General features: G+C 67.7%; 10 protein-coding genes and 1 pseudogene. 8 read left to right on the plus strand and 3 right to left on the minus strand.

The genetic code is table 11. The features are described 5' to 3' along the window. Nucleotides 1-138: 138 nt before the first annotated feature. The 7 genes from ACFY1E_RS39255 (at nucleotide 139) to ACFY1E_RS39285 (ending at nucleotide 7,104) form a co-directional block, all read left to right on the plus strand. Nucleotides 139-504, plus strand: coding sequence for an ATP-binding protein (locus ACFY1E_RS39255; protein ID WP_389085131.1), 366 nt, complete (start codon nucleotides 139-141; stop codon nucleotides 502-504). Next, nucleotides 504-899: a hypothetical protein gene (locus ACFY1E_RS39260; protein WP_389085134.1), complete on the plus strand. Its 396-nt coding sequence runs from the start codon at nucleotides 504-506 to the stop codon at nucleotides 897-899. Before ACFY1E_RS39255 ends, ACFY1E_RS39260 begins: the two co-directional genes overlap by 1 nt. A gap of 328 nt (nucleotides 900-1,227) precedes the next feature. Beyond that, nucleotides 1,228-1,413, plus strand: a complete 186-nt coding sequence (gene fxlA, locus ACFY1E_RS39265) for an FxLD family lanthipeptide (RefSeq protein ID WP_389085136.1) — start codon at nucleotides 1,228-1,230, stop codon at nucleotides 1,411-1,413. Nucleotides 1,414-1,623: 210 nt separating this feature from the next. Continuing rightward, complete coding sequence (locus tag ACFY1E_RS39270; RefSeq protein WP_389085138.1) at nucleotides 1,624-4,500, plus strand: lantibiotic dehydratase; 2,877 nt, start codon at nucleotides 1,624-1,626, stop codon at nucleotides 4,498-4,500. Then, nucleotides 4,497-5,648, plus strand: coding sequence for a lanthionine synthetase LanC family protein (locus tag ACFY1E_RS39275; protein ID WP_389085140.1), 1,152 nt, complete (start codon nucleotides 4,497-4,499; stop codon nucleotides 5,646-5,648). Before ACFY1E_RS39270 ends, ACFY1E_RS39275 begins: the two co-directional genes overlap by 4 nt. A gap of 14 nt (nucleotides 5,649-5,662) precedes the next feature. Next, the gene (gene fxlM, locus ACFY1E_RS39280; protein ID WP_389085142.1) at nucleotides 5,663-6,862 is read left to right on the plus strand and encodes a methyltransferase, FxLD system; all 1,200 of its coding nucleotides are present in this window, start codon (nucleotides 5,663-5,665) and stop codon (nucleotides 6,860-6,862) included. Nucleotides 6,863-6,981: 119 nt separating this feature from the next. After that, nucleotides 6,982-7,104, plus strand: coding sequence for a hypothetical protein (locus tag ACFY1E_RS39285; RefSeq protein ID WP_389085524.1), 123 nt, complete (start codon nucleotides 6,982-6,984; stop codon nucleotides 7,102-7,104). 67 nt (nucleotides 7,105-7,171) lie between these two features. On the opposite strand, the pseudogene ACFY1E_RS39290 reads toward ACFY1E_RS39285, so the two are convergent. From ACFY1E_RS39290 to ACFY1E_RS39300, 3 genes and pseudogenes are all read right to left on the minus strand, one after another. After that, a pseudogene (locus tag ACFY1E_RS39290) lies at nucleotides 7,172-7,342 on the minus strand (DUF4235 domain-containing protein); the annotation flags it as partial. Nucleotides 7,343-7,514: 172 nt separating this feature from the next. Further along, complete coding sequence (locus ACFY1E_RS39295) at nucleotides 7,515-8,363, minus strand: hypothetical protein (protein WP_389085145.1); 849 nt, start codon at nucleotides 8,361-8,363, stop codon at nucleotides 7,515-7,517. 1 nt (nucleotide 8,364) lies between these two features. Then, nucleotides 8,365-12,939: an AAA domain-containing protein gene (locus ACFY1E_RS39300; RefSeq protein ID WP_389085521.1), complete on the minus strand. Its 4,575-nt coding sequence runs from the start codon at nucleotides 12,937-12,939 to the stop codon at nucleotides 8,365-8,367. A 273-nt stretch (nucleotides 12,940-13,212) separates the two neighbouring features. On the opposite strand from ACFY1E_RS39300, the gene ACFY1E_RS39305 reads away from it, so the two are divergent. Continuing rightward, a complete protein-coding gene (locus ACFY1E_RS39305; RefSeq protein ID WP_389085147.1) occupies nucleotides 13,213-13,518 on the plus strand; it encodes a hypothetical protein in 306 nt (101 codons plus the stop codon). The last annotated feature ends 94 nt before the right edge of the window (nucleotides 13,519-13,612 follow it).

Here is a 13,612-nt window from a genome sequence, read left to right on the forward strand (position 1 = left end):
TCAGCCCTCCCCCTTGCGGATACCTCATGTGACCGGCCTACTGCGCCAACCACAACGTGTCGACCCTCACGACATCACCCCAACAAGGTCAGTAATGCCTCAGCCGACTCAGATCACGCAGCTGTACGCGGCTTCGAGGTGGATTTCCTTCCTGCTGACTTCCGCGTCGGGCACATGCGACGGATCGTGTCGGCCCACCTACACCTCTGGGACCTGACGGGGCTGTGTGACTCAGCCACTCTGGCCGTCTCGGAACTGGTCACCAACGCCGTGCGACATGGCCAAGGGAAGCCGGTCGGATTCCGGGTGACGAACACCGACAACGAACTACGCATCGAGGTCACTGACGGAAACTCGACACCGGCCCGGCTCCGCGAAGCGGGTGAATCTGCTGAGAGCGGCCGCGGGTTGTTACTCGTCGGCGCGCTTGCGAAAGAGTGGGGTGTCAGTCCCGACGGGATGACGACGTGGTGCTCCTTCGCGATCCCCGAAGGGGGATCTTGATGGTCGCAGTGACGCGCGAGGTCGCCGCTGAGCTGACCGGACGGTGCTCCACCGATGACGCCACGCTGGGCGTGGTCCTCTTCTCACTGCGCCGCTCTCTAGCACGCGAGGCGATCAGCGAGGAGCTGTACGACGACCTGGAGGCCGTTCTCGGGGAGTTCTCGCGACCTGACCCAGACGAGGTCGGGGTCATCGCGGATGGGTTCCGGAAGACGACCACCAAGCTCGTGGAGATCGTGCCCTACCTGGTGAAGCCGTACCCGATCGATGAGATGCGGCGCGTTATCGATGTGAGTGCCGAGCACCCGTGCCCTGAGCACACACAGGGCCACGTCGTCCGCTTTGGCCTGGCCATCCTCTCGATCCTCGATCTGATGGGGGACGACGCGTCGTGATGCGCTCGCCAGCACCGACTGTTGGACCTGTACTGAGCGACGACAGCTTGTGGCGGGCGCGATACTCCGCCCGGCGCCGGGCGAACACAGCTCCGCGCGTCCTTCTCGGGGAGTCGGAAATCCCTGGCGACGGTCACTGCATCCGCCATGTCGTACCCACCTTGATCGCCGCGACTTCCCCCAGGTCACCGCCGCCGCCCATTCTCTGGGCAACCACACCTGACTCCCATGCGCGGCAGCCCCGTTGCTAGCCACTGCCGCGCATGGGTTCCACACCCCTGTTCGCGCGATGTGCGAGCAGTCCCAACCAACATCTCGGAGGCATTAGATGACAGTCCAGATGGACGAACAGGCCACTGCGACCACTGGGCCGGCCACCGACCTCTTGCCGTTCTCGGACGAGGACTGGCAGCTCGAGGTCACGATCACCGACGCTCCGCGTCCGGTGCCGGCCAACTGCGACACCAGCGACGGCTGCGAGTCGTCATGCGCGTCCTCCTGCACCAGCGACTGATCCCATTCAACAGAGCCTGTTCCTGCGGGCCGGAGGTTCCCGGCTCGCAGGACCAGACACATCCGACGAGGACGAACATTGACGCGGACCAGACTTCTCCAGCGCGGCGACGTGCTTCTTCTGCGCGCCGCGGTCGCCCCCTTTACACTGCAGCACACTCGCTGGCCTTCGCCCGACGACGCGAAAGCCTGCCGTGAGTGGCTGGCCGGGATGTGGGCTGACCAGGCAGACTTCGCCACTTCGGTGCAGTCCGCCACGCCGCGCCTGGCCCGCGCGGTGGAGCAGGCCGTGAACGACCTGAGTCTGTCACCCAGGAAGGTCCGCAGGGCGACCACCGCCACAGCCCGGTACCTGCTGCGGGCCACCGGCCGTCCGACCCCTTTCGGTCTCTTCGCCGGGGTGACCACTGCGCACATCGGCCCCGCCCTCGCCCGATTCGGCAGCGAGCATCGCCCGATAGCCCGCCCGGACACCCTTTGGCTTGACCACGTACGCCGCGACCTCGAGAACCGCCCCGACGTCCTGCCGCACCTGATCGTGGCAGCCGACACCCTCACCACACGGCGCGGGATCACCCTCGAACGCCCAGCACCCGGCGGCCGTACGGCAACCGTCCGGCTCACCCGGCCGCTCGCATCCCTCCTGGAAATGGCGGTCAAGCCGGTGCCGTTCGCGCAGGTCGTGGAACACCTCACCGCGATGGGCGGCTCCGAATCGCAGGCGACGGGTCTGCTCGCCACTGCGGTCCGTGCGAGCCTGCTGACCACTCATCTCCATGCCCCGGTCACGGACATGGACCCCCTCGGCCACCTGCTCGGCGTCCTGGAGCCGGTGTCGTCGAGTCTGGAGCCAGAGACCGTTGCGGTGCTGACTGAACTCGCCGCTGTCCACCGGTTGCTGGACGGCCACAACACGGCCTGGGATCAGCGAGCAGCGAGGAGGATCCGGGAAGAGGCCGAGCACCGGATGACCACGCTCAAGAACGCCGGCCGCGTACGGCTGAGCGTGGATCTTCGTCTCGATGCCACCGTGCAGATCCCCGCCCCCGTCCTGGACGAAGCGGAAGCCGCCGCCCACGCTCTGCTCCGCCTCACCCGCCACCAGAGCGAGAAGCCCGAATGGGCCGCCTACCACAGTGTGTTCTGGGACCGGTACGGAGCGGGCAGCCTGGTCCCCGTCCGCGACGCCGTGGACCTGGCTGCCGGTGTGGGGCTGCCCGGCAACTTCCCCATGTCGCTGTGGCCCGAGCAACCGACGCGGCCGCTGCCGAGGGACGAGCTGCTGATGCGCCGCGCGTGGCAGGCCGCAGTCACCGGCGAGCAGGAAATCCGCCTCACGGATGCCGATATCGAGGAGCTGAACCCCACGCCGCGGGCCGCTGACGACGAAGCAGCGGTGGCCCCGCACGTCGAGATGGGGGTGCGGGTCTACGCCGGAAGCCAACAGGCCCTCGACCGCGGCAACTTCACGATCTCGGTACGCCCGGCGTGGAGCACTGGGAACCTCACCGGCCGGTTCGCGGCCATGCTGCCCGACAGCGGCCTGCGCGAGGTCTACGGGAAGCTGCCCACCCTCGTGGATGGGGCCCTCGCTGCTCAGCTGTCCTTCACCCCGGACTACCCGCACGCCGAGAATGTCGCCCGCACGCCGGTCTTCCTGCCGTACGTGATTCCGCTGGGCGAACACCACCCGCCCGCCGACGACTTCATCCCCCTGGACGATCTGGCGGTGCTGTCCACCGGCAAACGGCTTCACCTGGTCAGCGTTTCGCGCCGACGCGTCGTCGAGCCAGCGGTCCTCCACCCGCTGGCCCTGGAGAAGCAGGCACCACCCGTCGCCCGTTTCCTTGCCCAACTCGGACGGGGCTTCGCCACCGCGTGGACCCAGTTCGACTGGGGGCCGCTCGCTGCCGGGATGCCGTTCCTGCCCCGCATCCGCTACCGCAAAGCCCTCCTCACTCCCGCCCGTTGGCACATCACCGCGAGGGACCTGCCAGCCGGGCCCTTCACCCCCGGCTGGCACGAAGCCCTGACCGACTGGGCACGGACCTGGCGATGCCCGCAGTTCCTCGAACTACGCGAGAACGACCGCACCTTGCGTCTCGACCTGCGCGAGGCCCTGCACGCCCGCCTGCTGTTCGACCACCTTCGGCGGCACGACGGCGCCGACCTCCACGAAGCCGCCACAGAAGAGGACTTGGGGTGGATCGGGCACGCCCACGAGATCGTCCTACCGCTCACGTCCACCCGACCGCCGGTGCCTCACCCGGACCTCGACAACGCACCCGTGATCACCAACCGGATGCAAGCCACCCCCGGCGCCGACCAGCCGTGGGTCCAGGCCAAGCTGTTCACCGCACCCGCCGCCATGGACCAGATCCTCGCGCGTACCCTCCCCGACCCACTGGAACAGCTGGACACCTGGTTCGTGCGCTACCGCTCACCACTGGAGGAGAACCACCTGCGGCTTCGCGTCGCCGCTGCCGAACCGGCCACGCACGCCGCTATCACCCAGACCCTCGTGACCTGGGTCCGACAACTTCAGGACGACTCCCTCGTCTCCCGCCTCGTCTTCGACGGCTACCGGCCCGAGATCGGCCGGTACGGCACCGGCGCCGCGATGACGGCCGCCGAGAACGTCTTCACCGCTGACAGCCGCACCGTCCGCTACGCCCTGGCGGACCTCCCGCACGCCGACCGGCGCGTACTGGCCACGCTCGGCATGATCGACATAGCCCTCGACTTCCTCGGCGACAAGCACGGCACCCGCTGGCTGGCCACCACACCCGCCCGCGGTACCGGCCTGTCGGCCGTCACCCGCGTCGTCGCCCAGCACACGGCCTCCGGCCTTCGGGCCCGGCCTCACGGCTGGACCCCACGGCTCGACGCCGCGACCGCCGCCCGGCGCGCCGCCCTGCACCGCTACCGTGAACACGTCGCCGACCGGCAGATCACGGCCGTACTGGAATCCCTGCTGCACATGCACCACAACCGGCTCATCGGACCGGATCGCGACTCGGAGGCCGCCTGCCGTCACGCCGCCCGCCAGGCGAGCCGCACCGTGTGGGTGCGGGAGGCCACCCCATGAGCCAGCACGCCTGCGACCTGGGCACAGGGGCAGTCGGAACGCTCCTACGCCAAGCCGTGATCGCACGCAGCGACGGCGCTTGGGACGCAGCACACCGCACCGCCCGCGCGGTCGCCGCCCAGCCCGCCACCAGTCATCCGGACGACGCCAGCCTGTACCGCGGCGCACCCGCCCTTGCCTACGCCCTGCACACCGCTGGCCACCCGGCCTACCACTCGGCACTCAAAACCCTGGACGAGACGGTCGCAAATCTCGTGCGCGTCAGACTCGTGGCGGCGCACGCGCGGATGGACGCAGGCCAGCCGCCGAGAATGAGCGAGTACGACCTGATCAGCGGCCTTACCGGGCTCGGCGCCCACCTCCTGCACCGCCGCACCCGCCCGGAGCTCCTGGAACAGGTGCTGCGCTACTTGGTCCGGCTGCTACTCCACCCCGTCACGACTGGCAGCCTCGTGCTTCCGGGCTGGTGGACCTCGGACGGCCCCGGCGGCCAGCCCGTCAATGAACTGCCGCACGGGCATGGCAACTTCGGACTCGCTCACGGAGTTGCCGGCCCCCTAGCTCTCCTCGCTCTGTCCGCCCGAGCAGGAGTGCGGGTGTCCGGAGGGGAAGAGGCGCTTGAGCGCGCCTGCCGACTGCTGGAACAGTGGCTGTGCCCCACTCCCCAGGGTGCGGCGCTCTGGCCCGAGACCCTCACCGCCCACCAGTGGTACGCGGGGCCGCCCCCCTCCATCACCCCGAGTAGACCCTCCTGGTGCTACGGCGCCCCCGGCATCGCCCGAGCCCTTCAACTGGCCGCACTCGCCTGCGGCCGCGTCTCGGCACAGCGAGACGCCCAACAAGCCCTGGCCGCCTGCCTCACCGACCAGTCGCAACTCGACTTGCTCGGCGGTGCCACGGTCTGCCACGGCTGGGCCGGGCTCGCACTCGTCGTCAACGCGGCCGCGGCCGACGCCCCCGCCGGCAGCCCGCTCCCAGCGCAGATCCCTCTCCTGCGCGAACGTCTGAGCACCCACCTCGACCAGCACCCGATGCCGGACAACGGCGGCCTCCTGACGGGTTCGGACGGCGTCCTGCTGACCCTGCACACCCTCACCCCCACGCGGTGCGCTGCACCGACGTGGCAGACGTGTCTCCTCCTCAACTGATAAGGATGCAAAACGTGAACGACACCCCCACCGTCGATGTCCTCCGCAACAACCTCGTCGACCAGATCCTGGCCAAGCGGCAGCTACCACCCCGCGTCGAGCAGGCCATGCGCACCGTGCGCCGGGAGATCCACCTTCCCGGCCTCGACCCGGCCACGGCCTACACCGACAAGGCCGTCACCATCAAGGACAACCCCAACGGGCCGCTCGCCCTGTCCTGCGCCTCCGTGCCCTCCACCGTGGCCATGATGCTCACCCAGCTCGACGCACAACCCGGCGATCACGTCCTGGAGATCGGCGCCGGCACTGGCTACAACGCCGCCCTCCTCGCCGAGATCGTCGGCAACGACGGTGAGGTCACCACCCTCGACATCGACAGCGACGTCACCCTGCACGCCCGCACCGCCCTCAACAACGCCGGCTACGAGCACGTACGCGTCATGGAACGCGACGGACTGAAGGGCGCGCCCGAATACGGCCCCTACACCCGCATGATCGGCACGGTGGGCTTCTGGGACATCCCTACAGCCCTGCGCGACCAACTCGTCGACGGTGGTCGCTTCGTGCTGCCACTGCGCTGGCGCGGCCAGACCCGCTCCGTCGTCCTCATCCGCCAGGGCGAGACGTTGCTGTGCCAGGGCATGGAACTGTGCGGCTTCGTCCCCATCATCGGACAGGACGGCGAACACACCGCCGAACTGGCCGACGGCACCGTCCGCATCCACTATGACCAGGACCAGGACATCGACGCCGCCGGGCTGAACTACGCTCTCGCACAGCCGGCCACCGAGTCATGGTCGGACGTCCGAGTCGGCAACCAGGAGTCCTTCGACGGAATCTGGCTGCGAGTCACCGCCTTCGACGACACGGTCTGCCGACTCGAAGCCACGCCGGCCGCCGTGGACAAGGGACTGCGCCGCCCCGTGATCCTTCTACGGAGCCCTGCTCTGGTCTCCGGAGGATCCCTGGCGTACCTGATCGCCAAGCGCGATGACGGGGACCCCGAACGGCGTTCGCTACTGGGTGCTGCCTACCTTGGCGCCGACGGCGCCGATCTGGCCAAACGCCTCATTGCCCACATCACGGCGTGGGGAGCCGACCGTACAGCTGTGCCCCACCTCGCTGTCCACCCGTCGGGCACGCCGCACCGTGACCTACCCACAGGCCACGTCATCGACAAGGTCAACTCCCGCATCGTCCTTTCGTTCGCATAAGGCGACAGTGGGGCTTCGAGTTGAAATCGGGGCCCCTCTCTGGTCATCCCGACACAGGAGGAGGTGAAGACACTGCTGAAGCACCATCGCCGACACGGCGCGCGGTAGAGACTGCCGTCATGATCGAGTTCAGGCGCAAGCCGGATTCCGCCGTCTGGGACCCGGACGAGGTCGTCCTGGACGTCGAGGCGCTGACCACGGACGCCCTCCCGGGCCGCGGCGACGACAACGCGTACAACTGACCCACCGTGCTCGGACCGTGCCGCGCACGCACGGCCCCGGCTGTTGCATCTTGAGGACGGCTGCCGCGGCTGCCGCGAGGATCTCGCGCCAGGTGCGGTGCTCGTCGGTGGCGTCGGGGGCGTCTTCTTCGTGTCCGAGCTGTTTCCAGACCTGCTTGAACAGCGCGCCGGCCAGGACGCCGCTGAGGGCGCCCAGGGCCATGCCGACCGGCTTGTAGGCGATCTTCGAGGCTGTCATCGGTGCCTCCTGGCGCGGCGGATGACAGCAACGCGATGAGCGCGCCGGCGGCGGCGAGCAGGGGGGTGCGGTTAGCGCGGGCCTCCTGCAGACCCTCAGCAGAGCGACGTTGACGAGTGTAGGGAAGGAGCTGTCTCATGCCTGTCAGACCCGTCAACGCCATTACCGACGCTTACTGAGGGTTGCTTGCCGCCAAGTCGTTGAGCACGGCGTTGACGGTGGACCAGCAGAGGTCGGCTGTGTCGAAGTCTGCGCTGTGTTTGGCTCGCTTCTCCGCGAGGGGGTGTACCAGGTTGCGGTAGGTCCGTAGCAGGTCCGAGGCCATTTTTGCGTCTTGGTCGATCCACTGGTTGGTGTGGGCGTGCTGAATGAGGTCCTGCAGCCGGGTGTCGCGGGCGGGCCGGGTCAGCGGCACGGTTGCGTTTCTGACGTCGGCGGCGTGGACGAGGACGCCTTCGAGGAGACTCCCGAGCATGATGACGGCTGAGGTGTAGGCGCCGTGTTCTTGGCAGATACGGGCTTCGTCCAGGCGTAGCTGAACGGCGCGGGCCAGGTCGGGATCGGAGACGATGTCGGTGATGGCCACCTTCAGCTCTACGCGCTGCGGGCGAGGGGGTTCGTCGGGGTCGTACTCGATGAGGAACGGCTGCCCTTTGCGGTAGTCGATGCGGCGGCATTCGAGGGCGAGGACTTCTTGGAGGCGTTGGATGACGGCGTCGTAGTCGGCGGGTTGTTGTTGGTATTCCCGTCGGTTGGCCAGGCGCAGGATGACGCGCTCGGTGTCTCCTGCCTGGTCTTCCTGCCGTTCGCGCAGGATGGTGTGTACCCAGCGGTGGCGCGGGCTGCCGTCGTGGTCGGGGACGTCTTCCCAGCCGGCCCGGCGGAGGAATGGAGCAAGTTCCCAGCCGGCCCGGCGGAGGAATGGAGCAAGTTCCCAGCCGGCTCGGTGTTTCATGCCAGGCTCGTCACCGCAGACCATGGCGGCGAGTTCTTCGAGAGTGCTGTCGTCGAAGTTGTCCATGTCAGTGTCCCTCGCTGTCTTCGTCCGGCTCGCCGTCGTAGGGGTCCGCGTCTTCGTCGGGTTCGGCCTCGGCCAGGCCGACCGGAGTCCAGGTCACGTCGGTCAGCGAGTCTTCGATGGATGACTCGCGGACGGGATGGATGCCCAGCTCGGTCAGGCGGTCCCACAGCGGTTCCAAGGCCTCGTCGGGCGAGACGGCGAAGGCGCTGCTGCGTATGCGCCAGAACGTCCAGCCGGCACGTCGTAGCTCCCGCTCGCGCTCGGCGTCGTCTTGGATTTGTTTCGAGGTGGAGTGGTAGGGGCTTCCGTCGCACTCCACTGCGAGGCGTCCGTGGTCTCCCGTGACGACGAGGTCGATGCACTTTCCGTTGACTTCCCACTGGGGCACGACGTCGTAGCCGCGTTCCTTGATACGCAGGAAGACACGCTGTTCGAAGAGTGAGTCGAAGGGCGCGCAACGTCGGTCCGGGCTGACGTTGGTGGGCTGGTGGGGGTGTGTGTAGGGCGGGGGCGGGCTGACCATGTAGGTGAGCAGGGAGCGGCGTAGGTCCTTGCTGCTGAGCTGGTCGGCGGTCATGGAGTGGAAGAGCCACATCTGGTCGCGGGCGCGGCTGGCGGCCACGTTGAAGCGTCGTTCGTGGTTCCGGCCGGTCGCGGCGATGGCATTGGCTCCGTCGACGACCATCGACAGGAGGATGACGTCGCGCTGGTCTCCCTGGAACTGTTCGGGTGTGCCGACCTGGATGCTGTGGCGTTCGCGGGCCGATACGTCGATGCGCTGATCGACTAGGTTCTGGACCAGGCGGGTCTGGTCACCGTGGCGCAGGATGATCACGCCGATGCTGCGGTCGGCGTAGGCAGGGTCCTGGGTGAGGCGGTGCAGTTCGTTGACAACGGCCTCTGCCTCCGGCCGATTGATGAGTTTGTCCCGGCGTCCTTCACAGTGCCCTTCGGGCACGTGGACGACCTTCAGCGGCGGGAGGCGGTCGGAGCCGTGCTGGCGCAGCAGGACCAGCTGATTGTCGGGATAGAACTGCATCGAGGACCACTTGATGATCTCCGGCATGCACCGGAAGTGCTCGGTGAGACGGATCACCTCGGTGAAGCGGGACTGCAGCAAGTCGTACAGGTTGGACTTGGGGTCGAAGCCTTCGCGCTGCCAGGGTTCGAGGCCGGCCATGCGCTCGTCGAAGATCTGGGTGATCCGGTCATGCTTGCTGCCGCTGTAGAACGGGGCGCACTGCCGGTCGTCACCGACGACGATGATGCGGGGTGCGAGCCAGAGCAACAGCAGGCCGTCCAGGCCCACTTGGCTTGCTTCATCGACGATGACGACATCGAAGGAGTCCGGCTCTGGACTGATCGTTTCCGCTACCTGGTTCAGCGGCATGATCCACGCCGGTACCGCTCCTTGCGCTGTCTGCATGGCAGAACGCGCGTGACGCTGGTGGCGTTTGCCGTACTCGGTGGTCCCCTGGCCTGCGTTGGCCACGGCACTGGCGTACGCAGCCAGGGCCTGTTTGTGCTTGGTGGTCATGCGGCTGACGCAATGGAGTGCTGCGCGGTCGCAGACCAGCTGTTCCACCAGGTCGTGCAGCCGGGTTTGGATCTGGGTCAGTTCGCCTTCGAGCTGCTCTTCGCGTCCCGGGAGCAGGTGGGTGTCGAGGAAGTCCTGCGCCTGCCGCCACGCCCAGGCCTGGGGAAGCACGGCGAACCGGGAGCGCCAGTGCGGGGCGAGGGGATCGCCGACGAAGTCCTTGGCGAGTTCGGGGTGGGCCTCGGCAAGGCACTCGAAGAGTTTGCCGGTCTCGCGCCGGTCTGCCTCACGCTGGTATGCCGCAGCCAGTGCGTCCACCGCCTGCGCGTAGGCCTGCGCATCACGGGCCGCTGCGGCCTCCGCCGCGCGCTGCAGCTCGTCGACGCCATGCGGGTGGGGCGGCGGAAGGCTCTTGAGGAGTTCTTCGAAGCGTTGTGTTGCGGTCCTGATGTGCAGGAGTTGGCGGGCCTGGGCCGTGGCCTGGCGGATGTCGCGCCACTGTTCGGCGGTGGTGACCGGTGTCTGGATTCCGTCGGCCAGCAGGGTTGCGTGGACCTGGCGGATGACCTCCACGCAGGTGTCGATGGCTTGCAGGATGACGGCCCTGTCCAGGAGCTCGGACGTCATCAGTTCGGTGGTGTCCTGCCCGACGGCCGATCCGACGCCGGTCCATCGGCCGCGCAGGGTGCGGGCGTGGGCGCGCATCTCCAGTTGCCGTACGACCGCGGTGATGTGCTCTCGGCCGGCTGGCGCCATGCCTTCCACCCGGCACTGTTCCAGGAGGAATCGGGCTTGCTTGACGACGGCCGGCCGGGGCCATCGCGTGTTCAGTCTGCCGGTGCGCAGGACGTGTTGCTCCAGATTGCGGCCCGCGATCAGGAGTTCCTTCTCCTCGCTTTCGGACAGGCGGGGGATCTCCACTTCCGGGAACGAGGCGGCGGCTATCTCGTCGTGGGTGTGCTGTGCACGCAGTGAGGCGTTTCGGATGCTGTCCCACAGTTGCTGCCATCGCTGGGCGATGCCGTCCTGCAGCGCGCGCGTGGACCAGATATCCGCCTGCCAGGAGGTGGGGTCCGCGGACAGCCCTACCCTCTGCAGGGCCTGCTGAGCTCGGTCGAGGAGCGCTTCCAGCACAATGAGCCGCGCGTCACCGTGGTCAGCCAGTTCCTGCGCCAGCGGTGTGACCGGCTCGCGGCCGACGGCTTCCTCGACTCCTTGAAGTTCCGTGATGCAGTGGGAAACCTCCATCGGGTCCGGCAGGGTGGCCGGGTCCGGGCAGTACTGGATGCGGGCGTCGAGGATTCCGGGACCATGCTGGGTGACGAGCAGCCACAGTCGCTCAGCTTCGTCCGTGGTCAGTGGCGGGACCTGTGGGGCCTGGACATCCAGGGGCGGCAGCCACTGATATTCGGCTGCGCCGTGTTCCACGGCCTGCACGATGTCGTCAAGCCGCCCTCGGTAGCCCGGCGCGATCTCGGGATGCTCGTACCACTCGACTTCACGGACCTGACGCAGGCGGTCTTGGAGTTTGGCCTGCTCCGCCATGAGCTGGTGCCGCTGCGTCTGCTGGTCGTCAATGCGCTGTTGGAGTCGATCGAGGTTCGTTGTCGCGTTCAGGTGCGCCAAGGCTCCCAGCGACTGGCTCAGATCGGAGTTACCGCCCTGCCACTGATCGCCTTGGATCACGCACATGCTGCGCAGCTTGGACGGCAGCTGGTCCCGCAGCACATTCAGAGCCTGGCTCTTCGCGCTGGTGACCAGGACTCTCTTGCCGTCCGCGAGGAGTGCGGCGATCAGATTGCTGATGGTGTGTGTCTTTCCGGTGCCCGGCGGGCCCTGGACCACGACACTGGTGTCGCGCTGCAGCCGGTCCAAGACATCGCGCTGGGCAGCGTTGGTGACCATCGGGAACAGCGGATCCGGTCCCAGTGCCGGCGGCACGGAGCCATTCCTGCTCCCCCAGGCCGTCCGATGCTCGGGTTCAAGGTCATACAGCAGTTGCGCCAGTCCCAGAGGAGCTTGTGCTCCGGGACGTTTCAGCGCCCGGGCGATGCTCTCGTAGAAGCCAAGGACGGAGCGCTGGCTGTGTTCGCGCAGGATGAGTGCGGGCGCGAGATGCAGTGACCGCGCATGGGGTTCAGCGGTGAAGTCTTCGGGGTGCTGGCCGGTGGCGTCGAACGGGAGCACGCGGTCGACTCCGAAAGCCCGCTGCGCCCACGAGCGCACTGCCTGTGCCGCCCGGTCCGACAGCGGGTGGAAGGGGACGTCCTCGACAGCGGAGCGCACGACCCCCAACAGCTCCGACGTGTAGCCGTCGGACTCGCTGAGGAAGTCGGTGTCTTCCAGACGGCCGGGGTGCTCAGGCACCAGAGAAACGGTCACGTTGATCGATGCCGGTTCAACGGTGAGGGTTACAGGTGTTGTCACGATGTGCCTGCGGACCCGAGCCGAGGGACGACCGGCTCCCAGTTGCAAGAGACCTACGGCCAGGACTACTTCGAAGGTGTCACTGTCCTGCTCGATCTTCTTGGCCATCCGGTACAACTGCTGGTGCAGCCGCCGCTGCGGCTCGGCCGCCAGCTCTTCCTGCGACCATCGCATCCACTTGCCGGCCCACGTCTCGTACGCCTTGCGCTCTTCGGAGCTGCCGCTCTCCAGTGCCGGCTGGTTCTCCTCCACACTTGCCTGGGCATCTGCCACTTGACGGTCATTCGGGGTGTTGTCGATCAGGCCGGGAGGGTGCGGTCCAGCGGTGGCGGCGGCCTCGGCGGACACCCTGCCGTGCAGGATCGCCGGCAGCCGCGGTGCGTCTTGGGGCGGACGGTGCTTGACCACCATGATGCGAGGGTCAGCGTCCACAGCACGGCGCACGGTCCCAACGGGAGCATCCGCGAGCCACACCGTTTCCGGGTACTTGGCACAGTCGCGGATGGTCTTGGAGACGGCGCCCCGCACCAGCTCCTGCAGACAGTCGATCAAGACGCGAGTGTCACGGATGGCTTTGGGATCGCTGCCATCTCGTACTGCCGGGCGGGCCATCACATCCCCCAAACGCCTGCCACTGTGGCAAGCCTTTTAGGATCCCTGGCAGGTGCCCACCGGGCAATGTGACGGGATTCATGCACAACCATTTCCGGACATGAAAACCCTCCGGTGCGTCATAGGGTTGCTACCCGGCTGGGCCATGGCTGCTGAGCAGCAGCTGCAGCTCGGCGCACTACGAAACAGTGCAGCCCCAATCTCTGCCAAATCTCCGGGGGACTGTCCCTGCGGGTGGTGTACCTGGGGCTCCATGGGGTGGGACAACAGCGCGTGGCCTCGGCCTCGCAGATCCGGCCGGGCTACGGCGGGCACTCCGGTGTCCTTCTCGGAGCACTGATCGGATGCCGCAGCGCAGCGTCCAGCAGCGGGCTGGGTTCCGGGACGAGGGCCCTCGGTGTGGCCGCCCCGGTGCGTGGTGCGGACGGCAGGGTGCTGGCGGCGCTGTCGGTCGTCGTCCCCAATGACGCGGGCGCCCAGGCGGTCGTTCCCGTCCTGCGGACGGCCGCGCGAGGCGCGTCCCGTGCACTGGGCGCGCTCACCGGACGAGAGGGGGCCTGCTGTGTGACGGCAGTGTGACTTCGGTGCGAAAATAAGCGTTTCTCACTCAATGGGAATGCCGTCGCGCCGTGCCGGCGGCCACGTGCATCCTTCCTGCATTCCACAGGAGGGA

It is taken from the genome of Streptomyces sp. NPDC001604 (assembly GCF_042893475.1).
Lineage (GTDB): Bacteria > Actinomycetota > Actinomycetes > Streptomycetales > Streptomycetaceae > Streptomyces.

Bases quoted from the DNA above. Each gene is read 5' to 3' on its own strand.
- ACFY1E_RS39285 (WP_389085524.1), top strand. From the start codon at position 6,982: ATGATCGAGTTCAGGCGCAAGCCGGATTCCGCCGTCTGGGACCCGGAC.
- ACFY1E_RS39300 (WP_389085521.1), bottom strand. From the start codon at position 12,939: ATGGCCCGCCCGGCAGTACGAGATGGCAGCGATCCCAAAGCCATCCGT.
- ACFY1E_RS39270 (WP_389085138.1), top strand. From the start codon at position 1,624: ATGTGGGCTGACCAGGCAGACTTCGCCACTTCGGTGCAGTCCGCCACG.
- ACFY1E_RS39295 (WP_389085145.1), bottom strand. From the start codon at position 8,363: ATGGACAACTTCGACGACAGCACTCTCGAAGAACTCGCCGCCATGGTC.
- fxlA (WP_389085136.1), top strand. From the start codon at position 1,228: ATGACAGTCCAGATGGACGAACAGGCCACTGCGACCACTGGGCCGGCC.
- ACFY1E_RS39275 (WP_389085140.1), top strand. From the start codon at position 4,497: ATGAGCCAGCACGCCTGCGACCTGGGCACAGGGGCAGTCGGAACGCTC.
- ACFY1E_RS39260 (WP_389085134.1), top strand. From the start codon at position 504: ATGGTCGCAGTGACGCGCGAGGTCGCCGCTGAGCTGACCGGACGGTGC.